We start from the raw sequence: 25,707 nt of genomic DNA on the forward strand, positions 1-25,707 counted from the left end.
GGTGGTTCGAAGGCGTGCCCCGTCGATACGCGACCGGCCATCTATTACTGAGCGGCCGAGGCTGTGGAAGTGTTCACCGCATCGGCGGCGATGTGTCAGTGAGCGGCCGTGGCCTCGGCGGCGTTCACCGCCGGCTCAGCGTCGAGCAGCTATAAGCAACAGAGCGGTCCGTCACTCCACGACGGGTAGGTCCGCCCGACTTCCCTTCGGGACCACGGAGCGCAACTCGTCGTAGAGGTAGAGCCCCACGCCGATCGGCACCGACTCGCCGACGACCTCGTGAGTCGCGATCAGGTATCCCCAGTCCCCGTCCCACTCGGGGAGGTCCTGGTCCTCGCCGGCCACGAAGGTCACAGCCTGCTCGGGGTCGAGCTCGATGACGTTCCTCGTCGCGTGACGGCCGAACCGCGAGACGGCCCGGCTCGTCGGCTTCCAGTGCTCCTGTCGCGTCCGGAGGAAGGTCATCCCGATCGCCTCGACCCCGCTTGGGTCGGTCGCCTCGCCGTTGAAGATCCAGACCTTCCCGGCGCCCTTCTCCCAGAAGCTGTACCCCGCGAACACCGCCCCGTCGACCCCGAACCGTTCCTCCCACCAGTCGAGGACCTCCGCGCGGCTCGCGCGCCCCTCGACTTCGCGGTCCCCGGGGGTCTCCGGCAGTCGGTCGAACCGCTGCCCGTCGTTGGCGGGGGCGGCGTCGGCGGCATCTGCGGCGGCGTCGTCGCTCACGCGGCCACCTCGCCGTCGCTCGCGCTCTCGTCACCCTCCCCGCCCACGCGCAGCTTCGCGCAGAAGAACCCGCCCGTGTCGTTGTGGTGCGGGTAGACGCGGTGCGCGCGCGTCACCGACTCGTCGAACGCCTCGCCGTCCCACTCGGTCACGCCGGGGACCGTGTCGAGCGGGAGGTCGAACGCGACCAGCTCGCAGTCCTCCGCGCCGAGCACGTGGTCGAGCACCGCCTCGTTCTCCTCCGGCGCGAACGTGCAGGTGGAGTAGACGACGGTCCCGCCGGGCCGGGTCGCCTGCACCGCGCGCGCCAGGACCCCCTTCTGGATCCCGGCGACCGCGTGGACGTGGTCGAGGGTCCACTGGTCGACGACGTCCGGGTTCTTTCGGCAGGTGCCCTCGCACGAGCAGGGGGCGTCGACGAGGGCGCGGTCGAACTCGTCGAACGCGAGCGGCTTGGTCGAGAAGTTGCGGGCGTCCTGGTTCGTGACAATCGCGTTCGTGATCCCGAGGCGCTCCGCGTTGTGCCGGAGCGCGGAGAGCCGCCCGAGGTTGTTGTCGTTGGCGACGAGGGTGCCCTCGTCGTCCATCGCGTCGGCGATCTGCGTCGTCTTGCTGCCGGGCGCCGCGCAGGCGTCCCAGACGCGCTCGCCGGGGCGGGGGTCCAAGGCGAGCCCCGGCAACACCGACACCTCCTCCTGGCCGTGGGTCCAGCCGTGGACGTACGGCCAGTTGCCGCCGGGGTTCCCGTCCGGGAGTCGAAAGAGACCGTCGTGCCACGCCACCGGCTCGTGGTCCACGCCCTCCTCGTCGAAGGCCTCGCGGACGCGAGCGGGCGAGGCCGCGAGCCGGTTCGTGCGCACGACCGAGGGGAGGGAGCGGTCGCACGCCGCCCGGAACGCGTCGACGTCGTCGACGAGCGGCTCGTATCGGTCGAGCGGGTTCATGCCCCTCCTTTCGCGGCGGGCCGTTAGACGGTTTCGGGACTCCCGCGCCGCCGCCCGGCGCCCCACCTTTAGGTCGCCGCCCCGAGTAGGCGGAGCCATGGCACGCATCTCCGTCGTCGACGACGACGTCTCGCTGGACGAGCCGACGCTGGTAGAGGGGTTCCCCGGGGTCGGACTCGTCGGCAAGATCGCGACCGACCACATGATCGAGGCGCACGGGATGGACCACTACGCGAACGTCCACTGCGACGGGCTCCCGCGGGTGGCCGTCTACCGCGAGGCGAACCGGGCACTGACGACGCCCGTGCGGCTGTACGCCGACGCGGAGAACGACCTCGTCGCGCTCCGGAGCGACGTCCCGGTGAAGCCCGGCGCCGCGACCGAGGTCGCCGGCTGCCTGGAGAGCTGGTTCGCGGAGACGGCGACGTTCCCGGTGTTCCTCTCCGGGCTCGGTCAGGAGAAGGGAGAGGCGCCGCCGGCGATCTACGGCGTCGCGACCGGCGACGGCGGCGATCGGCTCGACCGCGCCGACGTCGAGGACCCGCCCGAGGCCGGCCTCGTCTCCGGGCCGACGGGCGCGATGCTCGCGGAGTCGCTGGAGCGCGGCCGCGACGCCGTCGGCCTCGTCGTCGAGTCGGACCCGCAGTTCCCCGATCCGGAGGCCGCGCGCGTCCTCATCAGGAGCGGGATCGACCCGATCGCGGGGACCGAGACGACCACCGACGGGCTCGTCGAACAGGCCGAGGAGATCCGGGAGGCGAAGCGGGCCTTCGCCGAGCGGATGCAGCAGGCCACCGAGGAGAGCTCGCAGGCCGAGCCGCTGAAGATGTTCCAGTAGGCGACGGCCGCTCCGCCCGACCCCTTGATCGTCGTCCGCGACGGCGGTCCGTCAGTCGTCGTCCGCGACGGACGACTCGTCCCCGGCCGCGGCGCTCGACCCGGTCCCGACCCCGCCCGTCTCCAACTCGTCGAGGATCGGGCGGTACTTGAGCTGGACCTCGTCCCACTCGCGGTCGGGGTCGGAGTCGGCGACGAGCCCGACCCCGGCGAAGAGGGTGGCCCGCCGGGGCGTCGCGACGGCCGAGCGGATCGCGACCGCGAAGGCGCCGTTGCCCGCGGCGTCGATCCAGCCCACCGGCGCGGCGTACCAGCCGCGGTCGAACGGCTCCGTCTCGTGGATCGTCTCCAGGGCGCGGTCCGGCGGAAGCCCGCCGACGGCGGGGGTGGGATGGAGCGCCTCGACGAGTTCGAGCACGTGCCGGTCGTCGCTGAGCTCGGCCGTGATCGGCGTGTGGAGGTGCTGGACGGTCGCGAGCCGACGGACGCGGCGCTCGCCGGCGGAGACCGAGGCCGCGAACGGCTCCAGCTGATCGCGGACGGTGTCGGCGACGAGCCGGTGTTCGTGGACGTTCTTGGCGTCTTCGAGCAGCTCCTGCGCGAGCCACTCGTCCTCCGTCGGGGTCTCGCCCCGTCCCGTGGTCCCCGCGAGCGCGTCGGTCTCGACGGTCCGCCCGCGCAGCGAGACCAGCCGCTCCGGCGTCGCGCCGAAGAAGGCGCTCCCGCCCCCGTCCGGCTCGAAGCAGTAGCGGTGGCAGTCGGCGTACTTGCCCGCGAGCCGCTCCAGCGTCGCCGCGCGGGGGAACTCGGACGCCAGGTCCGCCTCCAGCGCCTGCGCCAGGACGACCTTCCGCAGCTCGCCGCCGCGGATCCGGCCGACCGCGGCCTCGACGCTCTCGCGCCACGCCTCGCGGCCCGTGGTCCGACGGGCCTCGGTGATACCGGGCCGCGGCGGGACGCCCGCGTCGCCGCCGTCGACCGCGGCGAGTCGCTCCGCCTCCTCGGCGAGCCGGGCCTCGACCGCCTCGACCGCGGCGTCCGGCCCGGCGGCGTTCACCGTGAGCCAGGTCCCGTTGTCCGCGAACGTGAGCTGGACCCGCGGGAGCACGAAGCGCGCCTCCGGGAAGGGCCCCCAGGGGTCGCCGTCGCAGGCCCCCTCGTGGAAGGCGAAACCGCCGAACAGCCGGGGGCGAGCGGCCTCGGTCCCAGCGTGGACGTCGCCGGCGTCGAACAGGTCGTCGGCCGCGGTCCGGATCTCGGCGAACCGCTCCGGGCCGCTCGCGGTCAGCGTCGCGGCCGCGCCGCTCCCGAGCACGAGGGCGTCGTCCGGCGCGCTCCACGTCGTGCGAGGCGCCGAGAGGGCGTCGAACGCGGCCGCGAAGGGGGGCGCGTCGACCGCGGTCGTGCGGCTGACGAGGGGCGGAGCCGACGTCGAGCGCGCCCGTTCCATTACCCCTCGTTCGGTGCCGCGGCCCCTTTACCCTGACTATCGCGGGGGGCGACGCGGACGGCCGACCGTCAGCCGTACCGCTCCTCGTTCCACGGGTTCGCGGAGTCGCTGTAGCCGCGCTTCTCCCAGTAGCCGAGCTCCTTCTCCGTGAGGAACTCCACGCCCGAGACCCACTTGGCCCCCTTGTACGCGTACTTGTGCGGGGTGACGACCCGGATCGGTCCCCCGTGGTCCGCCGGGAGGTCGTCGCCGTCGAGGCCGTACGCGAACAGGACGCCCTCGCGGGTGCACTCGTCGAGCGGGAGGTTCGTGGTGTAGCCGTCGAGCGCGTGGAAGAGGACGTGCTCGACGTCGTCGCCGATCCCGGCGCGGTCGGCGACCTCGCCGAACTCGACGCCGGTGAACGCGCAGTCGAACCTGCTCCAGCCCGTCACGCAGTGGAAGTCCTGTCGCTGCGTGACGGCCGGGAGCTCGCGGAACTCGGACAGCGAGTACGCGAGCGGCTCGTCGACGGCGCCCCAGACCTCGAAGGCGAACGTCTCGGGCTCTACCGAGGGCGTCCCGCCCTTCGAGAGCACCGGGAAGCGGTCGGTCTCCCGCTGGCCAGGGGGGAGTCGGTCGTCGCCGTACTCGCGGTAGAGCCCCGTGAGGTCCTGGAAATCGCCCTCGATGTCGGTGTCGCCCTCGATGTCGGTATCGCCCTCGATATCGGTGTCGCCCTCGGCGTCGGCGTCGCCTTCGGCGGTACCGTCGGTCTCGCCCGCGGCGTTCGGGGCGCCGGATCCGGTCATGAACCCCGATACGGTTCGGGGTCACCTATGCGTATCGCTCTCCGGCCCCGATGACGCCGGTAGCGGGGGAACGGATTCGGTTCGGCGAAACGTGTCGGTTACCAATAATATATTTTATATAGTAGAGATAAGATTCGATCGATCGAAAGGAGAGTTTCTGAAACACCGCTGTGAGATTTCAAATATCGGTATCGGCGACGCCACATTTATATACCCATTGCCATTACTCCCGGGCAGGAAATGCCACGAGTAGAGATAACCGTGCCGGAGCATCTGGAGATGCAGATCGCTCAGATGGTCGAGCAGGGAGAGTTCCTCAACCGCGAGGAGGCGGTCGAAGAGCTCCTGTCGACGGGGATAAAGGCGTTCAAGACGAGCGGTCCGCGAGACGACGAGGAGGACTCCGGCGGATTCGAGGACGAGGGCATGATGGGCCACGAAGACGAGTACGTGTTCTGAGCGGGCCGCCGCCGCGGTTCGCCGTCGCCGCCCGTCCCGCGTCGACCGCGATTCGCTGACGGCCCTTTTCGAGTCGGTCTCCCTCTCGACCCGTGCGTATGCCCCTCAACAACGCTTAAAGGGTCTACGACCCGTATCACGCGGTATGCACAAGGACGAGCTCCTCGAACTCCACGAACAGATGGTGACGATCATGGAGCACTTCCGCTCGCACGAGACCGTGGACGGCTCGCTGTTCGACCCGTACGACGAGCTCGAGGTCGACCCCTCGCACGTCCACAAGTCGAAGAGCGAGCACAAACACGCCGTGTTCGTGCTCGGCAACGCGCTGGCGAACGCGATGAGCGAGGACGAGTTCTCTCCCGCCGGTCGCGTCGGTAAGCGCATGGAGGAGCTCGCGGACGACGCCGAGAACAAGATCTGAGACCCCCGTTTCCGTCACCTCTCGACCCCCTCGTCCGCTCCGGACGCGACGTCACCCCCGACCCGCGGATTGATATGTGACCGACCGCTCCCTTCCTCACATGGTCGCGGAGGCGCTGACGTCCGACGCCGCCCACCTCGCCGTCGGCGGCGCGCTCGTCGCCGTGGCGCTCGCCGTCGTGTATCAGACGGACCGACCGAGCGGCGCGTGGACCCGCGCGCTCCGCTCGCGCTTCCTGCTCGGGGTCCCGTGGGGAACGCTCGTCGCCGTCGCGGGCGTGACCGGGGTGTACCTCTTCGTGCAGAGCGGGCTGGGGACCCCCGACCGGCCCGTCGTGATCCCGTTCCGCTCGTGGTCGTACCTCTACCCGGAGGGGATCCTCTGGTCGAGCTTCGCGCACGCGAGCCGGGGCCACCTCACGGGGAACCTCCTCTCGGCGCTCGTCGCGGGCGGGATCGCCGAGTACGCGTACGGCCACTTCCCCGGCGGCCGCGAGGTCGACGACGAGACCGGGACGCTCCGATCGGTGCTCCCGTCGCGCGCGTCGGTGCGACGGCTCCGCTCGAAGGGGCTCGGCGCGCTCGGACTCGGACGGGTCGGACGTTCGACGCGCGCGTCGCTCTCGACGGTCGCGTCGCGGCCGGACCTGGGCTCGCTCGCCGCGAACCCGGGCGTTCGCGCGTTCGTCGTCGTGCCCGGCGCGATGGCGGTGTTCGGCGTCGTCTCCGCGCTGTTCGCGCTCGGACCGGTGATCGGGTTCTCGGGGGTCGTCTTCGCGCTGTGGGGGTTCGCCCTGGTCTTCCACCCGGTCGGGACGATCGCGGCGCTCACGGGCGCGACGCTCGTCGACGTCGCCTACGAGACCCTCCGGAACCCGGTCGTCACCGCCGAGGCGAGCGGGTCCTACGGCCCGCCGGGGTGGGCGAACGTCGCGATCCAGGGCCACGCGCTCGGACTCATCGCCGGGATCCTCGCCGCGGCCTGGCTCGTCCGGCGGCGACGCGGGAGCGAGGGCCGCGCCGACGCGGCGGCCGAGGGGTCGCGGACGTTGGCATCGGCCGGCGACTCGCGGACGACCGCCCTCGTCGCGTTCGGCGCCGTCCTCCTCTTCGGCGCGTCGCGCCGGCTCTGGGCGGTGTACTGGTACCTCGGGAACCAGCGGTACGAGCTGTACCGGGCGCTCGGGGTCGGCCTGCTCGCGGTCCTCGCGGCGATCGTCGCCCTCGCGGTCGCGGGGCGAGACGAGCCGCTACGTCCCGATCTGGCCGTCCCGGAGCCCGACACGGTCCGGGGGGCCGTCCGGTCCGCCACGCCGGCCGCGGTCGGGCTGCTGCTGCTCGCCTCGGCGCTGGCGGTCGTCGCCGGGCCGGGCGTGGTCCCGAACCTCGTCGCCGTCGACGACGGCGACCTGCCCGGCGACCCGATCGAGGTCGACGGCTACCGGCTGACGTACGCGGAGAACGTCGAGAACCGGGCCGTGAGCGCCGTCGACGTCGAGGCGTTCGGCCGGTCGACGAGCGTCAACACCTCGGGGGTGATCGTGACGAACCCGGACCGGGAGATCTGGACGACGGCGGTCTCGCGCGGGAACCTCGCCTTCTGGGGGTACCGCGCCGTCGACCTGGGCGGGACCGGCTGGCGCGAGACCGTCTGGGTCCATCGCGTGGGGTGGGTGGCGGCGAACGGGGGCCCGACGTACCGGGTCGACGCGGTCCGGAACGAGACGCGCTCGACGCTGTTCACGAGCGAACCGGCGCGGGCGGAGCCGCGGATCGACGGGCGAAACGTGACCGTCGCGGCGGTCGAGGGCGGATTCGAACTTCGCGTCGCTCACGGGGGCGAGACCGCGCGGGCCGGGCTCCCAGCGGCGAACGAGTCGGTGGCCCTTCAGGGGGTCGCGTTCGTCCGCGAGGCGGACGCCGTCTTCGCGGAGCGCGGAGAGACGCGGGTGCGGATCGCGACGCGAGAGCGGTACGAGGGCCGGCAGTGAGACGGCGTTGCCCCGTCGAACGTCGCTCCATCAGACGGCGTTCCGTCGGAACCGGTCGGCGACGCGAAGGTCATCTCCGAAGCCCCGGCCGCTCGGCGATACGGGATCGACGCCGGATCGTCGGTGAACGCGGCCAAAGCCCCAGTCGCGAGGACCGCCGAACGTCGCTCCCGCTCGCTCCGCTGCACGGGCTGCGACTTCCGTGCTTCCGGTCGTTTCACTCGCGGGACTCGCGACTGCCCCTTCGAGTCCCGCCCGCACAGCGACCGCGCCTCACACCTCCCCAGCCTCGTCGCGGCCGTCTTTAAACGGCCGCGACTCCCTCGCGCGTGCCCCTCGCGGCCGCCTTCGGCGGCCACTCGGAGACACGCGCCACCGCATCGGTTTAAACACTCTCCTCCGGTTTCTCCCGGACGGTCCCGCCGCCGAGCCCCTCCCACTCGACGCGGTAGCCGAGCCGCGAGAGCGCGGCGCTCGCGTCGTCGATACCGTAGTCGTCGAGGACCGACTCGGCCGCCGAGAGCGCCGTCCCGGCCTCGATTTCGGCGTCGACCGCTTCCAGTACCGCGGGCCGAACGAGCGTCCGACCGATCCGCTCGTGGTCGGGGAACGCCTTGCCCTCGATCGCCTCGACGCTCACGCCGCGCTCGGCCGCGAGGTCGTCCAGCCCGATCGCGTCGACGTCGGGCGAGAGGGCGTCCGGGAGGTCGGCGGCCGCGTCCGCGACGAACTCGGCCTCGTACTCGCGGAGCACGTCGACGACGTCCTTCACCCGCACCGTCCCGGAGTAGGTGACGACGCGGTGGTCGCGCGCGGCGATCTCCTCGCCGACGCCGAGGCTCTCGTCGACGGCGACCAGCAGGTCCACGTCCTCCACGTCCGCGAGCTGGGAGAGCTTCTTTTCGACGTAGTCGGGCGTCCAGAAGCCCATCACCTCGAAGAACAGCCGGAAGTCGGCGTGGGCGTAGTCGAACGCGAAGTCGGGGATCATCACCCGCGTCCCGGTTTCGAGCGGTTCCGGCTCGCGGACGAGTGTCCAGTCGAGGTCGAGCCCGCGGAACCGGCCGGCGAAGTCGGCCTCGACCCCGCTGTCGAAGTCGGGCTCCGCGACCGGCTCGACGCCCGGCACGGTCACGTCGCCGTCGGAGAGGCGCATGGTGCGCTCGCGGCCGCGGTCGTCGATCGTCGCCGCGAGCTCCCACTCCGCGGACTCCGCGACGGTGCGGAGCAGCCGCGCGAACGCGGTCCCGTAGCGACGGGTGCGCGAGAACAGGGCGTCGGGGCCGGTGACGACCAGCTCGCGGCCCTCGAGGGTCCTCTCCAGCTCGTACATCAGGCGCAGGCGCTTGACGGCGGAGACGAGCCGCTTCGGGTCGTTCGACCGCACACGGACCTCGGTGGCGTCGAAGAGGGCGGTCTGTGCGAGCGAGAGGTCGTACTGCTCCAAGAGCGCGTCCGGGTCCCACCGCACGTCGGCGTCGACGAGGACCTCGTTGACGTCGCGGTCGGCGTACAGCGACGCCTCGACCGCCTCGGACTCGATCCCGAGCGCGTCGGCGGCGCGGTCGACGGCGGCCTCGCGCTCCGCCTCGCTCGCGACGCCGACCGTCTCCGCGGCCTCGAACGCGGCCCGCCGGACGCGACGCGGCGGGACCGGCGCGCGCGTCTCGAAGGCGCACTCGCGCTCGACGAGGGCGGCGAGCCCGCGGACGAGCTTGAAGTCGCCGCCGGATTCCGCGGCGTCGGCCTCCAGCGCCGCCAGCGCGTCGTCGAGGTCGCCGCGGCGCTCCCCGACGCGGGACTCGAAGGTCCCGAGGACCGTCGCGGCGAGCGGCCGGTGCTCGCGGCCCGTGAACCGCGGGCGGTAGCCCCCGCCGGCCCGCGAGACGCGCAGGAGGTCCTTGCGTAGCACGGCGACGACTACGCGAGCGCCGGCCTAAAACCGGCGGGTTCTCCCGGTGCGACACGCTTAACTCCGGAACCCGTCGATCGGAGCGTAATGAGTACCGACGCGGCGAGTGACGCGGACGCTGCCGGTGACGGCGGCGGAGGGGAGAGTTCCGGCAGCGACGAGCCCGAGGCGTTCGTCCGGACCTGCGAACACCTCGTCGACCGGATCCTCGCGGGGGAGATCGACCGCGACGACCTGGAGTCCGCCAAACTCGACGCCTGCTCGGAGTTCTCCTCGCCGAAGGTCCCGAAGAACACCGAGATACTGGACCACGCGCCCCCGGAGGCCCGCGACGACGTGATCGAGGTCGTCCGGCGGAAGCCGGTCCGGACCGCGTCCGGCGTCTCGCCGGTCGCGATCATGACGTCGCCGAAGCTCTGCCCGCACGGGAAGTGCCTCTACTGCCCCGGCGGGCCGGCCTCCGAGTTCTCCTCGGCGCAGTCGTACACGGGCCACGAGCCCGCCGCGGCCCGCGGCGAGCAGAACGACTACGACCCGTACGGGCAGGTCACGCTCCGGCTCGAACAGCTCCGGAAGATCGGCCACCCGGTCGACAAGGTGGAGCTCATCCTGATGGGCGGGACGATGACGGCGCGTTCGCACGACTACCAGGAGTGGTTCGTCAAGCGCGCCTTACAGGCGATGAACGACTACGACCTCGACAAGGAGCCGGAGCCGGCCGAGGAGGAGTCGTTCGCGCCCGACCCCGAGGCGAGCGAGTTCGAGTACCTCGAAGACGTGATCGCGGACAACGAGACGAACGCCATCCGCAACATCGGGACCACCTTCGAGACGAAGCCGGACTGGTGCGACCCCGAGCAGATCGACCGCATGCTCGACCTGGGGGGGACGAAGGTCGAGGTCGGCGTCCAGACCACCTACGAGCGGATCAACCGCGAGATGCACCGCGGCCACGGCAACGAGGCCTCCCGGAACGCCAACCGCCGACTGCGCGACGCCGCGTTCAAGGTCGGCTTTCACATGATGCCGGGCCAGCCGGGGATGACGCGGGAGATGTGCGTCGAGGACTTCCGCCAGCTGTTCGAGAACCCGGACTGGCGCCCCGACTACCTCAAGATCTACCCGACCCTCGTCGTCGAGGGGACCCGGGTATACGACCGGTGGCGCCGCGACGACTTCGAGCCGCTCTCGAACGAGGAGGCGGCCGACGTCGTCGCCGAGGCGATGGACCGGATCCCGAAGTACACCCGGCTCCAGCGCGTCCAGCGAGACATCCCCGCCGACTTCATCGAGGGCGGCGTCTGGAAGTCGAACCTCCGGCAGCTCGCCGATCAGCGGGCCGAGGAGAAGGGGATCGTCCAGCGCGACATCCGCGCCCGGGAGGTCGGCCACAACGACGCGGATCCGGACCCGGACGACGTGGAGCTCGACGTGCTGACCTACGAGGCCGGCGGCGGGACGGAACACTTCATCTCCTTCGAGGACCCCGTCCGCGACCTGCTCGTCGGCTTCTGTCGCCTCCGGTTCCCCTCGTTCGCCCCCGACCAGCCGGGGGCGCCGGGCACCGAGGACGACGCGGTCCGCCGCGAGCTGGCGGACGCCGCGCTGATCCGCGAGCTCCACGTGTACGGCAGCGAGGTCGCCATCGGCGGCGACGGCGACTGGCAACACCAGGGGTACGGGCGGAGACTGCTCGAACGCGCCGAAGCGATCGCCCGCGATGCCGGCTACCGAAAGCTGGCCGTCATCTCCGGGATCGGCGCCCGGGAGTACTACCGGAACAAGCTCGGCTACCACCAGGACGGACCGTACGTCTCGAAGCGGCTGTAGCCGGCCCGGTCCCGGGACGCGACCGCTCGGCCGCCCGTCCCCACAACGACACGCCTTTTTCCGGGCCGACGCTCTCGTTCGCGTATGGACCAGAAGCGGGAGCTGTCGAGCATCGACCTCGCGGCCCTCGTCACCGAGCTCAATCGGTACGAGGGCGCGAAGGTCGACAAGGCGTACCTCTACGACGACGACCTGCTCCGGCTGAAGCTCCGCGACTTCGACCGCGGCCGCGTCGAGCTCATGATCGAGGTGGGCGACGTCAAGCGCGCCCACGTCGCGGACGCCGACCACGTCGCGGACGCGCCCGGTCGCCCGCCGAACTTCGCGAAGATGCTCAGAAACCGGATGTCGGGCGCCGACTTCGCGGGGGTCGAGCAGTACGAGTTCGACCGGATCCTCACCTTCGAGTTCGAGCGCGAGGACGAGAACACGACGCTCGTCGCCGAGCTGTTCGGCCAGGGCAACGTCGCCGCGCTGGACGAGACCGGTGAGGTCGTCGGGTCGCTGTCGACGGTCCGGCTCAAGTCCCGGACGGTCGCGCCCGGCGCGCAGTACGAGTACCCCGCCTCGCGGCTCAACCCCCTCGACGTGAGCCTCGGCGGGTTCGAGCGGCACATGCGCGACTCCGACAGCGACGTGGTGCGCACCCTCGCCACGCAGCTCAACCTCGGCGGCCTCTACGCCGAGGAGGTGTGTACCCGCGCCGGCGTCCCGAAGGAGACGCCGATCGAGGAGGCGACCGACGACCAACTCCGCGCGCTCCACGAGGCGCTCGAACGGATCGGCGACCGGCTCCGGTCCGGCGACATCGACCCCCGCGTGTACGAGGAGGAGCTGTCCGAGAGCGAGGCGGACGACCGCGAGCCGCGGGTGGTCGACGTCACGCCCTTCCCGCTCTCCGAGCACGAGGGGCTGCCGAGCGTCGGCTTCGACTCGTTCAACGCCGCCGTCGACGACTACTTCCACCGGCTCGACCGCGACGACAGCGAGGCGGGCGAGGCCCCGTCGGACGCGAGCGCCTCCCGTCCCGACTTCGAGGAGGAGATCGCCAAACAGGAGCGGATCATCGAACAGCAGAAGGGGGCGATCGAGGGGTTCGAGGAGCAGGCCGAGGCGGAGCGCGAGCGCGCCGAGCTGCTGTACGCGAACTACGACCTCGTCGACGAGGTGCTCTCGACGGTGCAGGACGCCAGAGCGGACGAGGTCCCGTGGGACGAGATCGCGGAGACGCTCGACGCGGGCGCCGAGCGCGGGATCCCAGCCGCGGAGGCCGTCGTCGACGTCGACGGCGGCGAGGGGACCGTGACGGTCGCGCTCGACCGCGAGGGCGACGAGGACGGCGAGAGCGACGGAGACGGCGACTCGGTCCGCGTCGAACTCGACGCGAGCGCGGGCGTGGAGGTCAACGCAGACCGGCTGTATCAGGAGGCCAAGCGCATCGAGGGGAAGAAGGAGGGCGCGATGGAGGCGATCGAGTCGACCCGGACGGAGCTGGAGGCGGTCAGGGAGCGCAAGGCCGAGTGGGAGGCGAAGCGGGCGGCCGACGACGGAGACGGCGAGGGCGAGGCGGGCGACGGCGAGGACGACGGAGACGAGGCGTACGAGACGGACTGGCTCTCGCGCTCCTCGATCCCGGTCCGGAGCCCCGACGACTGGTACGACCGCTTCCGGTGGTTCCACACCTCGTCCGGCTACCTCGTCATCGGCGGGCGCAACGCCGACCAGAACGAGGAGCTGGTGAAGAAGTACATGGGGAAACACGACCGGTTCTTCCACACGCAGGCGCACGGGGGGCCGGTGACGCTCCTGAAGGCCGCCGGGCCCTCGGAGTCGGCCGATCCGGTCGACTTCGCCGAGGAGACGCTCCGAGAGGCCGCGCAGTTCGCCGTCTCCTACTCCTCGGACTGGAAGGACGGCCGCGGCGCGGGCGACGCGTACATGGTCGAGCCGGACCAGGTGTCGAAGACGCCCGAGAGCGGCGAGTACATCGAGAAGGGGAGCTTCGTGATCCGCGGCGACCGCACCTACTTCGAGGACGTGCCCTGCCGGATCGCGGTGGGCGTGCAGTGCGAGCCCGTGACGCGGGCCATCGGCGGCCCGCCGTCCGCGATCGTCGACCGCGCGGCGACGTCGATCACGGTGGAGCCGGGGATGTACGCACAGAACGACGCCGCGATGATGGTGTACCGAGAGCTGAAAGAGCGGTTCGCGGACCAGTCGTTCGTCCGGAGGGTGGCGAGCGCGGATCAACTTCAGGAGTTCCTCCCGCCGGGCGGCTCCGACATCGTCGACTGAAGACCGACCGAAGGTCGCCTGAGCGGTCGAGGATCGCCGAGGGCGGACGGCGGGTGGAAACGCCCCGGCGCCTCCGCCGGAGCGCGACCCTTTCAAGCCTCCGCCCCCGACTCCGCCCATGAGCTTCGAGGCGCTGCCGGACGGCTGGCGCGTGTGGAACGAGGAGCCGAGCGGTCGCGCCATCCTCGTCTACCGGCCCGACGTGTTCGACGGCGACGACCTGCCGGCCGAGTGTCTCCCGACGATCTACCTGACGAACGGCGCGCGCAACGCCCGCCCCGGATCCGGTCAGTACGCGACCGACGAGTGGCACGTCGTCCTCTTCTTGGAGCCCGAGGTCGAGGCGGTCTCGGAGACGCGCGAGAGCCGCGAGGCCGGCGCGGCCGCCGCCGTCGACGTCGCGACGCGGTTCGCCGCCGGCGACGTGGACTACCGGGCGGCCTACCAGGTGCCGAGAGAGGCGTACTTCGAGCGGTTGGACGGGCTGATCGAGCGGAAGTGAACGAGACGGAGCGACCGGCGGGGTCGCCCGGTTCGATCCGCGTTCGTGGATATATATTCTGTCATAAATCCCGATCGCACCACGAACACGAGGATTTTTATCGCCTCCCGCCTCACCCTCGCGTACATGAACGCCGGTGGGGACCACACCGCTGACGGGCCGCGAGAGAAGTGCGGCGTCGTCGGCGTCTCGCTCGCTGACCGCGAGGCCGCGCGGCCGCTGTACTACGCGCTGTACGCGCTCCAACACCGGGGACAGGAGTCCGCGGGGATCGTCACGCACGACGGGTTCCAACAGCACAGCCACGTCGAGCGGGGGCTCGTCGGCGACGCGTTCGAGGAGGGGGACCTGGCGTCGCTGTCCGGCGGGACCGGTATCGGCCACGTCCGGTACCCGACCGCCGGCAGCCTCGACAAGAGCTGCGCGCAGCCGTTCTCCGTCTCGTTCAAGTCCGGCTCGCTCGGGCTCTCGCACAACGGGAACCTCGTCAACGCCGACGAGGTGCGCGAGGAGCTCGCGGCGGCGGGCCACGCGTTCACCTCCGACGGCGACACCGAGGTGATCGCCCACGACCTCGCGCGCAACCTCCTCGAAGAGGACCTCGTGCGCGCCGTCAAACACACGATGAACCGCATCCACGGCTCCTACTCGCTAGCGATCACCCACGACGACACGGTGCTTGGCGTGCGCGACCCGCTCGGGAACCGCCCCCTCTGTCTCGGGAAGATCGACGGCGGCTACGTCCTCGCCAGCGAGTCGGCCGCCATCGACACCCTCGACGGAGAGCTGATCCGGGACGTGCGCCCGGGCGAGCTGGTCGTCCTCGACCCCGACGGGAGCGGCTACGACACGTACCAGCTCGTCGAGCGCGAGTCGACCGCGCACTGCTTCTTCGAGCACGTCTACTTCGCGCGCCCCGACTCGGTCATCGACGAGAACCTCGTCTACGAGGTGCGGCGCAAGCTCGGTCGCAAGCTCTGGGCGGAGTCCGGCACCGAGTCGGACGTGGTGATGCCAGTCCCCGACTCCGGGCGCGCGTTCGCCTCCGGCTACGCCGACGCGGCCGGCGAGACGACCGCGGACGGGGAGCCCCGCCCGGAGGGGGACGCCGGCATCGAGTTCGCCGAGGGGCTGATGAAGAACCGCTACGTCGGTCGGACGTTCATCATGCCGACGCAGGACGAGCGCGAGCGCGCGGTCCGGCTGAAGCTCAACCCCATCCGGTCGACCGTCGAGGGGAAGTCGGTCACCATCATCGACGACTCGATCGTCCGGGGGACGACGTCGACCCAGCTCGTCGACCTCGTCCGCGAGGCGGGCGCCGAGGAGGTCCACCTCCGGATCGGCGCGCCGGCGATCGTCGCGCCCTGCTACTTCGGGATCGACATGGCGACCCGCGAGGAGCTGATCGCCGCCGACGCCTCCACCGAGGAGATCCGCCAGCAGGTCGGCGCCGACTCCCTCTCGTACCTCTCGATCGACGCCGTCGCCGAGGCCCTCGGCGAGAGCCGCGCCGACCTCTGTCTCGGCTGCGTCACCGGGGAGTACCCCTTCGACGTCGAGGGCGAGGAGACCGACCGCGACCTCGATACCGCCGCGCCCGACCCCACGCCGGCGGACGACTGATCGGGTCGTCGTCGGCCGGTCGGACCCGTTCTCCGGTGCCGGCGAACCCCCTTCGTCCCCGCCGCCACGCCCCCGGCGGCCCCGCCGTCTCGGGTTCTCGCGACGCGAGCCCGGAATCGGGAATTTAAATACGCCCACGCCGGGAGGTACGCGTATGACATCCGACGCCGACGACGCGACGATGAGTCGCCGCGGGCTGTTCAGGGCCGGCGCCGCCGGCGCCGCCGTCGCGACCGGTCTCGCCGCCGGGTCCGGGACCGCGGCCGCCCAGTACGGCGGGTACCTGGACGACGTCGACAACTACGAGGGCACCGTCGACTACACCGGGCGGGACGAGGTCACGGTCAGCGTCGGCGCGGTCAACGGGCTCCGGTTCGACCCCGCGGCGATCCTGATCGACCCCGGGACGACCGTCGTCTGGGAGTGGACCGGCGAGGGCGGCGCGCACAACGTCGTCGCCGAGGACGAGACGTTCGACAGCGGCGAGACGGTCTCCGAGGCGGGGACCACCTTCGAGTACACCTTCGAGGACGCCGGGGACGGGGACACGTTCAACTACTACTGCACGCCGCACAGGGCGGCCGGAATGAAAGGGGCCGTCGCGGTCGGCTCCGTCGACGACGACCTCATCGAGCCGGACGCCGGCGGGGACGGCGGCGACGGCGGGAGCGGTGGCGGAGACGGCGGAAGCGGCGGCGAAGACGGCGGAAGCGGTGGAGGCGGCGACGGCGGGGACGGCGGCGGGAGCGGCGGCCGCGCCCTCACTGCGGGCGACATCGGCGCGCTCGCGCTCGGCTTCGGCTTCGCCGGCGCGCTGCTCGTCCCGCTCTTCTACGCGGCCCACCAGATGGCGAACGACTGACGGTAACGCGACCGGACCGCGGCGTACCCCTCGGTCCGCGCCGACGCCGACCGCGGGTCAGCCGTCGGTCCGCCGGTCCGCGCCGACGCCGAACCGCGACCGCAACCCGACGAGGACCGCCGCGGTCCAGATCACCGCTTCGAGGTAAAACGACGGCGTCCCGACGTAGAAGGCCGCGAAATCTCCCGGCGGGATGCCCAGGGGCTCGGGCTGTTCGAGCACCGGCCACAGCAGCGACACCGCGTTCTCGGCCCGTCCGTTCACGACGATATGGAGCGTGTCGAGCGCGAGGTGGGATCCCCAGCCGACCGCCGCCGCGAGCCCGCGTCGGTGCCGCGCGGCGACGGCGACCGCGAGGGGAGCGAGCAGCGCGGAGTGGCCGACGGAGTGGTAGACGTCGACGACGCCCAGCGCGCCGAGCGGCTTGTCGACGGCGTCCGGCAGCGTCGCGCCGACGACGAGCCACCCGACCGAGAGCGTCGGCGTCCCCGGGAGGCGCTCCCGGACGCGGGGGCGGCCGGACAGCCACCCGATCCAGCCGGCGACGAGGAGGTGGGTCGGGAACAGCACGGCGGCCCGTACGGGCGACGACGGCTTCAACCTTCGTCGTCGATCTCGGCGGTCGGGGGCCCGAATTCGGATCGATCGGTGCCGGACGGATCGCCCGGATCAGAAGGCGTGGTACAGCATGACGTACACGCCGATCCCCATCGTGAACGAGATCAGCCAGAGGACGGCGCCGACGAGACCGACCTGCGCGTGCCGGGTGTGGTACAGCTCCTCGTGCGAGCGCGTCGCGGCGAGCAGGAGCGCGTGGAAGACGAACGGGAGACAGGCGATCGCGAGCAGGACGTGGATCCCGAGGAAGGGGAGGTAGAGGTACGTGTAGACGGGCTCGGGACCGGGAAACGGCGTCGTCCCGACGTGGATGAGCCGGTAGAGGTACGCGACGAGGAAGGCGGTAAAGAGGCCGAACGAGGCGATCATGAAGTTCCGGTGCCGCTGGACGTTCCCGCGCGAGATCGCCCGCCACCCGAGGAGGATGGTGACGATGGCGGTCGCGGAGACGGCGGCGTTGAAGTGCGGGATCGCGGCGAGGACGGCGTCGCTCGCGCGCGGCAGGAGGGAACTCGGGATCGCGCCGCCGACGGCACCGAACACCACGGCGAGCGCGGCGACGGAGGCGACGGCGGTCAGGACGGGGACGTTCTCGCGGGCCCAGTCGGACATGCTCGTGAGGTGGGACGCGACCCCCAAACGCGTGCCGGTTGCGGTCGGCGCGTTCCGGTCGCGGTCGCCGAGTCACGGCCGGCTCCGCCGCCCGGCCGTCTGCGAAACCCCGGCACGGTACTCCCGAATGGAAGGGCTTTTAATTAGGGGAAAGGTAGGTGAGTACGCGACAGAACACCGCGAGCGTGGGTAGCCAAGCCAGGCCAACGGCGCAGCGTTGAGGGCGCTGTCCTGTAGAGGTCCGCCGGTTCAAATCCGGTCCCACGCATCGCTCGGCGGCACACCCGCCACACCGATGCACGGTGTTGTCTCTACGACAGCACCCACGCACAACTCCTTTCGAACGTTACGCGCCGAGTGGCTACTCTGTGGTGGGTACCGACTAGCGACATCGTGAGCACCGCCAAAGCCCCACCCGCTCGGTCATAAATTGCTGTTGGCGGATCGACGGCGGACACCTCCAAAGCCCCAGCCGCGAAACCGCAGTACGCTCGTTGCGCTCCTCGCTCGCTACGCTCGCTGCGGTGCTTACGTCGCCTACTGCGGTTTCGCGGCTGCCCCTTTGAGTCCCGCCCCGCACAGCACGGCACCTCACGCCTCCCCAGCCTCGTCGGCCTCCCTCCGCTTCGCTCCGGTCGGCCGACTCCCTCGCGCGTGCTGTCTCGCGGCCACCGGCGGCGGCCGCTCGCAGGCACGCGCCACCTCCCAGTCATTTATGAGCACTCTCAGTAATCACGATTCTCGTCGCTCGCGCGAACTGCCACCCTTTTAGTCGCGCGCCGCCGGAGTGTGGCGTAATGAGTACGGACGCGACCCCCGAGTACGACTACGAGGAGCTGGGGCTCGTCGCCGGGCTGGAGATCCACCAGCAGCTCGACACGGAGACGAAGCTGTTCTGCGACTCCCCCACCGTCGAGCGCGACCCCGAGGAGTCCGACCGGTCGATCACCCGGCGGCTCCACCCGACGAAGAGCGAGCTGGGCGAGCTCGACGACGCCGCGGTGGAGGAGAGCCGCGTCGACCGCGAGTTCACCTACCTCGCGTACGACACCACCTGCCTCGTCGAGGAGGACGACGAGCCGCCGCGCCGCGTCGACGACGAGGCCCTCTCCGTGGCGCTGCAGATCGCCGACCTGCTCGACGTGTCGGTCGTCGACCAGGCGCACGTGATGCGGAAGCTCGTCATCGACGGATCGAACACCTCCGGCTTCCAGCGCTCGATCCTGCTCGGCCAGAGCGGGGAGATCGAGACGAGCGAGGGCCGGGTGTCGATCGTCGACCTCATGCTGGAGGAGGAGTCGGCCAAGCGCGTCGAGGAGAAGGAGGACGGGGTCGTCTACTCCCTCGACCGCCTCGGCGTCCCCCTCGTCGAGATCGGGACCGGCCCCGACATCCGGAGCCCCGAGGGCGCCCGCGAGGCCGCCGAGCGGATCGGGATGCTGCTGCGCTCGACGGGCGCGGTCAAGCGCGGGCTCGGGACGATCCGGCAGGACGTGAACGTCTCCATCGCCGACGGCGCCCGCGTCGAGGTGAAGGGGGTTCAGGACCTCCGGGGGATCGAGGAGATCGTCCGCGGCGAGGTCGGGCGGCAGGCCGAACTCCTGGCGATCCGCGACGAACTCCGCGACCGCGACGCGAGCGTGGGCGACGTCGCGGACGTCACCGACGTCTTCGCCGACACCGAGTCGGGCGTCATCCGGGGCGCGCTCGACGCGGGCGGGAAGGTCACCGCGGTCCCCCTCTTCGGCTTCGACGGGCTCGTCGGCCGCGAGATCCAGCCCGACCGCCGGCTCGGCACGGAGCTCTCCGACCACGCGAAGCGCCACGGCGCGGGCGGGATCTTCCACACCGACGAGCTGCCGGCCTACGGCGTGACGGACGAAGAGGTCGACGCCCTCCGCGACGCGGTCGGCGCGGGCGAGGGCGACGCGGTCGCCATCGTCGCCGCCGACCCGGAGACGGCCGACCTCGCGATCGAGGCCGCCGCCGACCGCGCCGCCGCCGCGATCGAGGGCGTCCCCGAGGAGACCCGCGGCGCCAACGACGACGGGACCACGCGCTACCTCCGGCCGCTGCCGGGCGCCGCGCGGATGTACCCCGAGACGGACGTACCGCCGGTCGAGCCCGACCCGTCCGACGTGGACCGCCCGGAGCTCCTCGACGAGAAGACCGACCGCTACGTCGAGGAGTTCGGGCTCGACCGCGGACTCGCCGAGCAGGTCGCGTTCGGCCGGCGCTTCCCGCTGTTCGAGACCGCGGTCGACCGCGGCGTCGACCCCACCTTCGCCGCGTCGACGCTGGAGTCGACGACGACGGAGATCCGTCGGGACGGCGCGCCCGTCGAGAACCTGACGGACGACCACTTCCTCGACCTGTTCGCGCTCGTCGAGGACGGCGACCTCGCGAAGGAGGGGGTGCCGGAGGTGCTGGCGACGCTCGCCGAGGACCCCGAACTCACGGCCGCGGCGGCCGTCGAGGAGGCGGGCCTCTCGGGCGTGAGCGAGGCCGAGGTGCGCGAGGCGGTCGTCGAGGTCGTCGAGCGCAACGCCGACCAAGTCGAGGCCGAGGGGATGGGCGCGTTCTCCGGCCTGATGGGCGAGGCCATGGGGGCGCTCCGCGGGAAGGCCGACGGCGAGGTCGTCTCCGACGTGCTCCGCGAGGAGATCGCCGAGCGGTCGTAGCGCCCGACGGTCGCACATTCCGCCCCCGGTCGTCCCCGTCACTTACTTGTCGCCGGCCCGTATCCCGATCCGAGAGGTAACACTCGATGGACGATCCGCCACCGACCGACGACGACACGTCACGGACCGACGGATCCGGTCCCGCACCCGATCCGGCAGTCGCACACACCCGCGGCGACCGCGTCTCGGAGGTGACAAACCAGTTCGTTCACGGCGTCGAGTTGGCCGCCGCGGCGCTTTTCGCGCTCCTGTTCGGCATCGGTGTCGTCGACCTCGCGATCCAGATCGCGGAGTCGGTCCCCACCGGCGAGATCACGGACCCGAACACCGTCATCAGCTTCATCGAGACGGGACTCCTCCTGCTCATCATCGTCGAGGTGTACGAGACGGTCGTCGCGTACATCGAACAGAGCGACACCCGTCGCATCGTCAGGCTGGTAATCTACACCGGCGTCATCGCGATGGTCCGGAAGGTGATCATCTTCCGCACCACCGAGTACGCGACGACGCAGGACGCGCTGTTCGCCGCGCTCTCGTACACGCTGGTCGTTCTGGGGCTCGTCGCGCTCCTGTTCGTCGAGCGGTCCATCGGGCCGTCGATCACCACTGACTGATTCGCGCTGCTCGGTGGTCGGGCGCCGTCTCACTCCGTCAACTCCGCCAGCAGCGTGTCGAGGTCGTACGTCGCCGGCGCGCGCGGCTCGTCGCGGAGGGTCGCGATCGTGAACGTCGAGTTCGTGCGCTCGACCTCCGGGATCGCCTCGAAGTCGCTGATCAGCCGCTCGACGGTGTCGGACGAGGAGAGCCGCGCGAGCACGACGAAGTCGGTCTCGCCCATCGTGAAGAACGCCTCCGTGACCCCCTCGACCGCGAGCAGTTCGTCTGCGAACGCCTCGTACGGCCCCTCGTAGTCGGCGAGCACCTCGACGATCACGGTGACGCCGAGCCCGAGCGCCTCGTGGTCGAGGTCGTACAGGTCGTTCTCGATCACGCCGTCGTCGCGCAGGTTGTTCAGCCGGTAGTGGATCGTCGACACCGGGATCCCGGTCTCCTCGTGGAGCCGCTCGGGACTCCCGGTGCCGAGGTCCGAGATCGCCTTCAACAGCCGCACGTCGCGCTCGTCCATACCCCGCCTTCGCGTGAGAGACTGTTGTATATTCCGACCGACAGGCTTGTACTCGACTCCAAGAACGGTGCTCGATCCGGGACCGTATTGCAGTTCGTTCGTATGTGTGATTGTTCATTCTAAATACCTCCAATTCTAAGAGAATAGTTTAACCACGTCGAGAATCTTCGATCTGACACTCAATGAAGTCACGGACGTTCCTCTCTACTTCGGAATCGGTCGTCGCCGCGTTCGTCCTCCTCGCGGTCCTGTGGGGCACCTCCTTCGTCGCGATCGAGGCCGGGCTGCACTACTTCCCGCCGCTGCTGTTCGCCGGCGTCCGGTACGCGATCGCCGGGGCGATCGTGCTGGGGATCGCCGCGGTCGCGTCCGGCCGGACGGTGCCGCGGGGCCGCGACGAGTGGCTGGGCGTCGCCGTCGCGGCGACCTTCGTGATCGCCGCCTACCACGGCCTGTTGTACGTCGGCGAGCTGTACGTCTCCGGCGCGGTCGCCGCCGTCGTCGTGAGCCTCGCGCCGGTGTTGACCGCGGTGTTCGCCGCCCTCCTCCTCCCGAACGAGCGCCTCGGCCCCGTCGAGATCGGCGGCTTCGCGCTCGGGATCCTCGGGGTGGTGGTGATCGCCGATCCCGCGGCGGCCGGCGTCGACGGTTCCGCCCTGCTCGGCGTCGGGCTCGCGTTCGCCGGCGCCGTCGCCTTCTCGCTGGGCGCGGTGCTGCTCCGGCCGCTCCGGACCGACCTCCCGATCGCCGCCCTGCAGGGCTGGGCGATGGTCATCGGCGCCGGGCTCCTGTTCGTCGGCGCCGCCGCGCTCGGCGAGTCGCCGGCCGCGATCGAGTGGACCCGGACCGCGATCGCCTCGCTCGCGTACCTCACGCTGCTGTCGGGCGTCCTCGCGTTCCTGATCTACTTCGCGCTGCTCGACGCGGTCGGGCCGGCGCAGCTCCACCTCGTCGGGTACGCCGAGCCCGTCGTCGCCGCGGCCGGGAGCTGGCTCCTGCTCGGCAGCCTGATCGAGGCGGAGGCCGTCGTCGGGTTCGTCGCGATCCTCGCCGGCTTCCTCGCGCTGGAACGCCGCGAGATCGCCGCGTACGTCGGGTTCGACGCGTACCACTGGCCCGCGCTGATCGGTCGGAAGTGACGGGGCCGCGCGAGCGACCGCCGGCGGTCGGGACGATCCGCCCTCAGCCGTCGGGGCGATCCGCCCTCAGCCGTCGATGTCCGCGGTCAGCCCGGCCCGGAGGTCGCGCCCGAGGTAGTGACCGAGGAGCGCGACGACGAGCCCGAGCCCGCCGCCGACCGCGAGCAGGGGAAGCCCCCACTGCCGGAGGTAGTCGATCCCGATCGGGAGGAAGCCGACGCCGAGGACGTTCGTCACCGCGACGAGCGCTCCGGCCGCGCCGCCGGCGAGCCCGGTCTCGACGTACCGGCGGGCGGAGAGGACCAGCCCGACCAGGAACGCGGCGAGGAAGACCCCTCCGGCCGACCCGATCGTCCCGCCGATGAAGGGGATCGCGCCGCCGACGAAGACGCCGACCGCGACGGCCGCGGCCGAGAGCGCGAACGCCTTCGCCGAGAACCACCCACCGCTCGTCCCGAGGCGACCGCCGTCGTCGCTCGCCGCGGTCGCCCGCCCGGACGACTCGCTCGGCGCGGCGTCGGTCCCGGCGCCGTCCGACGACGCGGTCGAGCCGCCCTCGGCGAGGTCGTCGTCGAGGAGGTCGTCGAGGTCGTCCATCGGGTCGCCGTCGGACGACTCCTCCTCCTTGGAGGGTTGCATACCGGAGCGTTCGCCCGTGAGACCTTGTGTCTTGTGCCCGGAGTCGGATCCCGTCCGACCGTCTGACCGGCCGTTTTCACCGGAAACGGGGTATCTCGCGGGCGAGCGACGGCGACGCGGAGAGCGCGGCCGCGGCCGATCCCGTTCGCGGTCGGTCCCGACTCCCCGTCCCGGACCTCAGCCCTCACCGTCCGGCTCGCGCGACCCCCACACGCGCTTGTCGACGAGCTCGACCGTCGTCGGCCCGTCGACGGTCACCTGACAGGAGAGCCGCGGGTAGCCGAACCGGGCCGCGAGCCGGTCGTGCCAGTGGTCCGCCGGCGGCCCCTCGCGGACTCGCACGCCACAGGTGGCGCAGATCCCGCGCCCGCCGCAGTTCAGCCGCCGCGTCGCGGCCGCATACGGCGACAGATCGGCGTCGAGGAGGACGCGTCGCAGGTTCCGGCCGACCTCGACCGACAGCTCGGTGCGCTCGTCGCCGTCGACGACGGTCAGGGGAACGGTCTCGGCCTCGGCATCGGTCATGCGACGCCCGTGATTACGTCCGCGGCCACATAGGTGAGCGGGTCCCGCGCCGGCGACGCGGCGCCCCGCGCGAGCGACCCGGAACGACTTTCGGCGCCCGCCCCGACCCGGTCGACATGGACACGCGCCGCGCGCTGCTCGACGCCCTGGCGGACGGACCGGTCTCGGGTCCGGCGCTCGCCGCGGAGCTCGACGTCTCGCGGACCGCGGTGTGGAAGGCGGTCGAGGCGCTCCGCGAGGAGGGGTTCGCCGTCGAGTCGACGCCGGACGGCTACGTCGCGCCCGCGGATCCCCCCTACTGCGCGGCCGGGATCGAGTTCGGGCTCGACGCGCCGTACGCGGTCGAGTACCACGAGAGCCTCCCGTCGACGAACGACCGCGCCCGCGAGCTGGCGGCCGAGGGCGCCGCCGACGTCGCCGTCGTCGCCGACGAGCAGACCGGCGGTCGCGGGCGGCTGGACCGCGAGTGGGTCGCGCCGAGCGGCGGCGTCTGGCTCTCGCTCGTCGCGCGGCCGACGGTCCCGCCGGCCCGGGCGCCCCTGTTCACCCTCGTCGCGGCGGTCGCGACGGTCGACGCCTGCCGCGAGGCCGGCGTCGACGCGCACATCAAGTGGCCGAACGATGTGCTCGTCGGGGGCGACGAGGGAACCGAGAGTGGGACCGGAGACGCGAGCGCGCGCTCCGGACGCGGCGGGCGCAAGCTCGCGGGAATACTCACGGAGATGGAGGGGGAGGCCGACCGGGTGTCGTGGCTCGTCGTCGGGGTCGGGGTCAACGCGAACCTCGACCCCGAGGCGCTGCCCGCGGACGCGACCTCGCTGCGTGCCGAGGCCGGCGGCGACGTCGACAGGCGCCGGTTCGCGGCGACGCTCCTCGAACGGTTCGCGTCGCTCGCGGGGGCGGTTGACGAGCCCGACCGGATCCTCTCGGCGTGGCGCGACCGGGCGAGCACGCTCGGGCGGCGGGTGCGGGTGGAGACGCCGACCGGGTCCGTGACCGGGACCGCTGTCGACGTCGAGTCCCCGGGCGCGCTCGTGATCGACACCGGCGAGGGGACGCGACGGGTCCACGCGGGCGACTGCGAGCACCTCCGCGACGCCGGGGACTGACCCCGCGGACTACGTCCGCCCCGACGCTCCCGACTCGGTTTCGTCTGCCGGCTCCCCGTCGGTCGCCGCCCCTTCGTCGGTCGTCCCCTCGCTCGCGCCCTCTGCGACGCCCGGCTCGGAGGGGACGTCGCCGTCGATCCGGACCGTCAGGACGGGCACGGCCGACCCCCGGACGACCTTCTCGGCGACGCTCCCGAGGAGGAGGCGGTCGATCCCGCCGCGACCGTGGGTCCCCATCACGACGAGGTCGAAGTCGTTGCCCTCGGCGTATCGGACGATCTCCCGGCTCGGCGACCCCTCGACGACCGCCGTCTCCACGTCGACGTCGGTCCCCGCCGCGAGCTCCTCGACCGCGCCTACGGCCTCGTCGGCGTCGCCTCGCAGGAGCTCGCCGACCCCCTCCCACGAGGCCTCCATCGGCATCCCCGCGTACCGCGCCGAGTCGACCACGTGGATCGCGTGGACCGTCGCGTCGTGGACCGCGGCGAGGTCCACGGCGTGCGCGACCGCTCGCTCCCCCTCGGCGGACCCGTCGGTCGGAACCAGGATTCGGTCGTATAGTGACATGTGATCACACAGTACGTGATTTCGCCGACGGGCTTACGCTTTG

24 protein-coding genes and 1 tRNA gene are annotated in these 25,707 nt (G+C 71.6%); 14 read left to right on the forward strand and 11 right to left on the reverse strand.

Annotated features, from left to right (window positions below; all coding sequences use genetic code 11):
• Positions 1-171 precede the first annotated feature (171 nt).
• Together ACFQMF_RS07980 and ACFQMF_RS07985 are read right to left on the reverse strand one after the other, a co-directional pair.
• The gene (locus tag ACFQMF_RS07980; protein WP_256409601.1) at positions 172-726 is read right to left on the reverse strand and encodes a DUF7122 family protein; all 555 of its coding nucleotides are present in this window, start codon (positions 724-726) and stop codon (positions 172-174) included.
• Positions 723-1,670, reverse strand: a complete 948-nt coding sequence (locus ACFQMF_RS07985; RefSeq protein WP_256409602.1) for an RsmB/NOP family class I SAM-dependent RNA methyltransferase — start codon at positions 1,668-1,670, stop codon at positions 723-725. Before ACFQMF_RS07985 ends, ACFQMF_RS07980 begins: the two co-directional genes overlap by 4 nt.
• Before the next feature lie 97 nt (positions 1,671-1,767).
• On the opposite strand from ACFQMF_RS07985, the gene ACFQMF_RS07990 reads away from it, so the two are divergent.
• Entirely contained in the window at positions 1,768-2,508 is a 741-nt protein-coding gene (locus ACFQMF_RS07990) for a proteasome assembly chaperone family protein (RefSeq protein WP_256409603.1), read from the forward strand.
• Between the two features lie 51 nt (positions 2,509-2,559).
• On the opposite strand, the gene ACFQMF_RS07995 is transcribed toward ACFQMF_RS07990, so the two are convergent.
• Together ACFQMF_RS07995 and ACFQMF_RS08000 are read right to left on the reverse strand one after the other, a co-directional pair.
• Positions 2,560-3,957 carry an isochorismate synthase gene (locus ACFQMF_RS07995; protein WP_256409604.1) on the reverse strand — a complete coding sequence of 466 codons (1,398 nt, stop codon included), beginning with the start codon at positions 3,955-3,957 and terminating at the stop codon, positions 2,560-2,562.
• Positions 3,958-4,025: 68 nt separating this feature from the next.
• Positions 4,026-4,748, reverse strand: a complete 723-nt coding sequence (locus tag ACFQMF_RS08000) for a sulfite oxidase-like oxidoreductase (protein WP_256409605.1) — start codon at positions 4,746-4,748, stop codon at positions 4,026-4,028.
• 240 nt (positions 4,749-4,988) lie between these two features.
• Here ACFQMF_RS08000 and ACFQMF_RS08005 point away from each other — a divergent pair, with 240 nt between their 5' ends.
• From ACFQMF_RS08005 to ACFQMF_RS08015, 3 genes are all read left to right on the forward strand, one after another.
• A complete protein-coding gene (locus ACFQMF_RS08005; RefSeq protein WP_092563643.1) occupies positions 4,989-5,207 on the forward strand; it encodes a DUF7120 family protein in 219 nt (72 codons plus the stop codon).
• A 145-nt stretch (positions 5,208-5,352) separates the two neighbouring features.
• Positions 5,353-5,631, forward strand: a complete 279-nt coding sequence (locus ACFQMF_RS08010; RefSeq protein WP_092563640.1) for a UPF0058 family protein — start codon at positions 5,353-5,355, stop codon at positions 5,629-5,631.
• Positions 5,632-5,731: 100 nt separating this feature from the next.
• Complete coding sequence (locus ACFQMF_RS08015; RefSeq protein WP_256409606.1) at positions 5,732-7,621, forward strand: rhomboid family intramembrane serine protease; 1,890 nt, start codon at positions 5,732-5,734, stop codon at positions 7,619-7,621.
• A gap of 385 nt (positions 7,622-8,006) precedes the next feature.
• On the opposite strand, the gene ACFQMF_RS08020 is transcribed toward ACFQMF_RS08015, so the two are convergent.
• Complete coding sequence (locus ACFQMF_RS08020) at positions 8,007-9,533, reverse strand: DUF790 family protein (RefSeq protein ID WP_256409607.1); 1,527 nt, start codon at positions 9,531-9,533, stop codon at positions 8,007-8,009.
• Positions 9,534-9,620: 87 nt separating this feature from the next.
• Between ACFQMF_RS08020 and ACFQMF_RS08025 the strand changes: the two genes are divergently transcribed.
• From ACFQMF_RS08025 to ACFQMF_RS08045, 5 genes are all read left to right on the forward strand, one after another.
• A complete protein-coding gene (locus ACFQMF_RS08025; RefSeq protein ID WP_256409608.1) occupies positions 9,621-11,363 on the forward strand; it encodes a tRNA uridine(34) 5-carboxymethylaminomethyl modification radical SAM/GNAT enzyme Elp3 in 1,743 nt (580 codons plus the stop codon).
• Positions 11,364-11,447: 84 nt separating this feature from the next.
• Positions 11,448-13,658 (forward strand): ribosome rescue protein RqcH, encoded by a 2,211-nt coding sequence (gene rqcH, locus ACFQMF_RS08030; RefSeq protein WP_256409609.1) that lies wholly within the window; start codon positions 11,448-11,450, stop codon positions 13,656-13,658.
• Between the two features lie 118 nt (positions 13,659-13,776).
• Positions 13,777-14,160, forward strand: coding sequence for a DUF5820 family protein (locus ACFQMF_RS08035; RefSeq protein WP_256409610.1), 384 nt, complete (start codon positions 13,777-13,779; stop codon positions 14,158-14,160).
• Positions 14,161-14,286: 126 nt separating this feature from the next.
• Entirely contained in the window at positions 14,287-15,786 is a 1,500-nt protein-coding gene (gene purF, locus ACFQMF_RS08040; protein ID WP_256409611.1) for an amidophosphoribosyltransferase, read from the forward strand.
• 154 nt (positions 15,787-15,940) lie between these two features.
• The gene (locus ACFQMF_RS08045; RefSeq protein WP_256409612.1) at positions 15,941-16,648 is read left to right on the forward strand and encodes a halocyanin domain-containing protein; all 708 of its coding nucleotides are present in this window, start codon (positions 15,941-15,943) and stop codon (positions 16,646-16,648) included.
• Between the two features lie 57 nt (positions 16,649-16,705).
• Here ACFQMF_RS08045 and ACFQMF_RS08050 read toward each other — a convergent pair whose 3' ends face one another.
• Complete coding sequence (locus ACFQMF_RS08050; protein ID WP_256409613.1) at positions 16,706-17,218, reverse strand: metal-dependent hydrolase; 513 nt, start codon at positions 17,216-17,218, stop codon at positions 16,706-16,708.
• 99 nt (positions 17,219-17,317) lie between these two features.
• A complete protein-coding gene (locus ACFQMF_RS08055) occupies positions 17,318-17,878 on the reverse strand; it encodes a DUF420 domain-containing protein (protein WP_256409614.1) in 561 nt (186 codons plus the stop codon).
• A gap of 183 nt (positions 17,879-18,061) precedes the next feature.
• Here ACFQMF_RS08055 and ACFQMF_RS08060 point away from each other — a divergent pair.
• From ACFQMF_RS08060 to ACFQMF_RS08070, 3 genes are all read left to right on the forward strand, one after another.
• Positions 18,062-18,146, forward strand: a tRNA-Leu gene (locus ACFQMF_RS08060).
• Between the two features lie 529 nt (positions 18,147-18,675).
• On the forward strand, positions 18,676-20,559 hold the full coding sequence (gene gatE, locus ACFQMF_RS08065; protein WP_256409615.1) for a Glu-tRNA(Gln) amidotransferase subunit GatE: 1,884 nt from the start codon (positions 18,676-18,678) through the stop codon (positions 20,557-20,559).
• An 86-nt stretch (positions 20,560-20,645) separates the two neighbouring features.
• Positions 20,646-21,173 carry a phosphate-starvation-inducible PsiE family protein gene (locus tag ACFQMF_RS08070; RefSeq protein ID WP_256409616.1) on the forward strand — a complete coding sequence of 176 codons (528 nt, stop codon included), beginning with the start codon at positions 20,646-20,648 and terminating at the stop codon, positions 21,171-21,173.
• Between the two features lie 29 nt (positions 21,174-21,202).
• Here the strand turns inward: ACFQMF_RS08070 and ACFQMF_RS08075 are convergent, their stop codons facing one another.
• A complete protein-coding gene (locus ACFQMF_RS08075; protein WP_256409617.1) occupies positions 21,203-21,685 on the reverse strand; it encodes an Lrp/AsnC family transcriptional regulator in 483 nt (160 codons plus the stop codon).
• 182 nt (positions 21,686-21,867) lie between these two features.
• Here ACFQMF_RS08075 and ACFQMF_RS08080 point away from each other — a divergent pair, with 182 nt between their 5' ends.
• Positions 21,868-22,824, forward strand: a complete 957-nt coding sequence (locus ACFQMF_RS08080) for a DMT family transporter (RefSeq protein WP_256409618.1) — start codon at positions 21,868-21,870, stop codon at positions 22,822-22,824.
• A gap of 66 nt (positions 22,825-22,890) precedes the next feature.
• Here the strand turns inward: ACFQMF_RS08080 and ACFQMF_RS08085 are convergent, their stop codons facing one another.
• Positions 22,891-23,463 (reverse strand): hypothetical protein, encoded by a 573-nt coding sequence (locus ACFQMF_RS08085; protein WP_256409619.1) that lies wholly within the window; start codon positions 23,461-23,463, stop codon positions 22,891-22,893.
• 177 nt (positions 23,464-23,640) lie between these two features.
• Positions 23,641-23,988: a 2Fe-2S iron-sulfur cluster-binding protein gene (locus ACFQMF_RS08090; protein ID WP_256409620.1), complete on the reverse strand. Its 348-nt coding sequence runs from the start codon at positions 23,986-23,988 to the stop codon at positions 23,641-23,643.
• A 116-nt stretch (positions 23,989-24,104) separates the two neighbouring features.
• Between ACFQMF_RS08090 and ACFQMF_RS08095 the strand changes: the two genes are divergently transcribed.
• On the forward strand, positions 24,105-25,097 hold the full coding sequence (locus ACFQMF_RS08095) for a biotin--[acetyl-CoA-carboxylase] ligase (RefSeq protein ID WP_256409621.1): 993 nt from the start codon (positions 24,105-24,107) through the stop codon (positions 25,095-25,097).
• A gap of 9 nt (positions 25,098-25,106) precedes the next feature.
• On the opposite strand, the gene ACFQMF_RS08100 is transcribed toward ACFQMF_RS08095, so the two are convergent.
• Positions 25,107-25,664: a universal stress protein gene (locus ACFQMF_RS08100; protein WP_256409622.1), complete on the reverse strand. Its 558-nt coding sequence runs from the start codon at positions 25,662-25,664 to the stop codon at positions 25,107-25,109.
• Positions 25,665-25,707: the final 43 nt, after the last annotated feature.

This window comes from Halorubrum rutilum, assembly GCF_042665015.1.
In the GTDB taxonomy this organism is placed as follows: domain Archaea; phylum Halobacteriota; class Halobacteria; order Halobacteriales; family Haloferacaceae; genus Halorubrum; species Halorubrum rutilum.

What these genes read in the sequence shown, in the direction of transcription:
- ACFQMF_RS07985 (WP_256409602.1), bottom strand. Translation starts at nt 1,670, where the DNA reads ATGAACCCGCTCGACCGATACGAGCCGCTCGTCGACGACGTCGACGCG.
- ACFQMF_RS07990 (WP_256409603.1), top strand. Translation starts at nt 1,768, where the DNA reads ATGGCACGCATCTCCGTCGTCGACGACGACGTCTCGCTGGACGAGCCG.
- ACFQMF_RS07995 (WP_256409604.1), bottom strand. Translation starts at nt 3,957, where the DNA reads ATGGAACGGGCGCGCTCGACGTCGGCTCCGCCCCTCGTCAGCCGCACG.
- ACFQMF_RS08000 (WP_256409605.1), bottom strand. Translation starts at nt 4,748, where the DNA reads ATGACCGGATCCGGCGCCCCGAACGCCGCGGGCGAGACCGACGGTACC.
- ACFQMF_RS08005 (WP_092563643.1), top strand. Translation starts at nt 4,989, where the DNA reads ATGCCACGAGTAGAGATAACCGTGCCGGAGCATCTGGAGATGCAGATC.
- ACFQMF_RS08010 (WP_092563640.1), top strand. Translation starts at nt 5,353, where the DNA reads ATGCACAAGGACGAGCTCCTCGAACTCCACGAACAGATGGTGACGATC.
- ACFQMF_RS08015 (WP_256409606.1), top strand. Translation starts at nt 5,732, where the DNA reads ATGGTCGCGGAGGCGCTGACGTCCGACGCCGCCCACCTCGCCGTCGGC.
- ACFQMF_RS08025 (WP_256409608.1), top strand. Translation starts at nt 9,621, where the DNA reads ATGAGTACCGACGCGGCGAGTGACGCGGACGCTGCCGGTGACGGCGGC.
- rqcH (WP_256409609.1), top strand. Translation starts at nt 11,448, where the DNA reads ATGGACCAGAAGCGGGAGCTGTCGAGCATCGACCTCGCGGCCCTCGTC.
- ACFQMF_RS08035 (WP_256409610.1), top strand. Translation starts at nt 13,777, where the DNA reads ATGAGCTTCGAGGCGCTGCCGGACGGCTGGCGCGTGTGGAACGAGGAG.
- purF (WP_256409611.1), top strand. Translation starts at nt 14,287, where the DNA reads ATGAACGCCGGTGGGGACCACACCGCTGACGGGCCGCGAGAGAAGTGC.
- ACFQMF_RS08045 (WP_256409612.1), top strand. Translation starts at nt 15,941, where the DNA reads ATGACATCCGACGCCGACGACGCGACGATGAGTCGCCGCGGGCTGTTC.
- ACFQMF_RS08055 (WP_256409614.1), bottom strand. Translation starts at nt 17,878, where the DNA reads ATGTCCGACTGGGCCCGCGAGAACGTCCCCGTCCTGACCGCCGTCGCC.
- gatE (WP_256409615.1), top strand. Translation starts at nt 18,676, where the DNA reads ATGAGTACGGACGCGACCCCCGAGTACGACTACGAGGAGCTGGGGCTC.
- ACFQMF_RS08070 (WP_256409616.1), top strand. Translation starts at nt 20,646, where the DNA reads ATGGACGATCCGCCACCGACCGACGACGACACGTCACGGACCGACGGA.
- ACFQMF_RS08075 (WP_256409617.1), bottom strand. Translation starts at nt 21,685, where the DNA reads ATGGACGAGCGCGACGTGCGGCTGTTGAAGGCGATCTCGGACCTCGGC.
- ACFQMF_RS08080 (WP_256409618.1), top strand. Translation starts at nt 21,868, where the DNA reads ATGAAGTCACGGACGTTCCTCTCTACTTCGGAATCGGTCGTCGCCGCG.
- ACFQMF_RS08085 (WP_256409619.1), bottom strand. Translation starts at nt 23,463, where the DNA reads ATGCAACCCTCCAAGGAGGAGGAGTCGTCCGACGGCGACCCGATGGAC.
- ACFQMF_RS08090 (WP_256409620.1), bottom strand. Translation starts at nt 23,988, where the DNA reads ATGACCGATGCCGAGGCCGAGACCGTTCCCCTGACCGTCGTCGACGGC.
- ACFQMF_RS08095 (WP_256409621.1), top strand. Translation starts at nt 24,105, where the DNA reads ATGGACACGCGCCGCGCGCTGCTCGACGCCCTGGCGGACGGACCGGTC.
- ACFQMF_RS08100 (WP_256409622.1), bottom strand. Translation starts at nt 25,664, where the DNA reads ATGTCACTATACGACCGAATCCTGGTTCCGACCGACGGGTCCGCCGAG.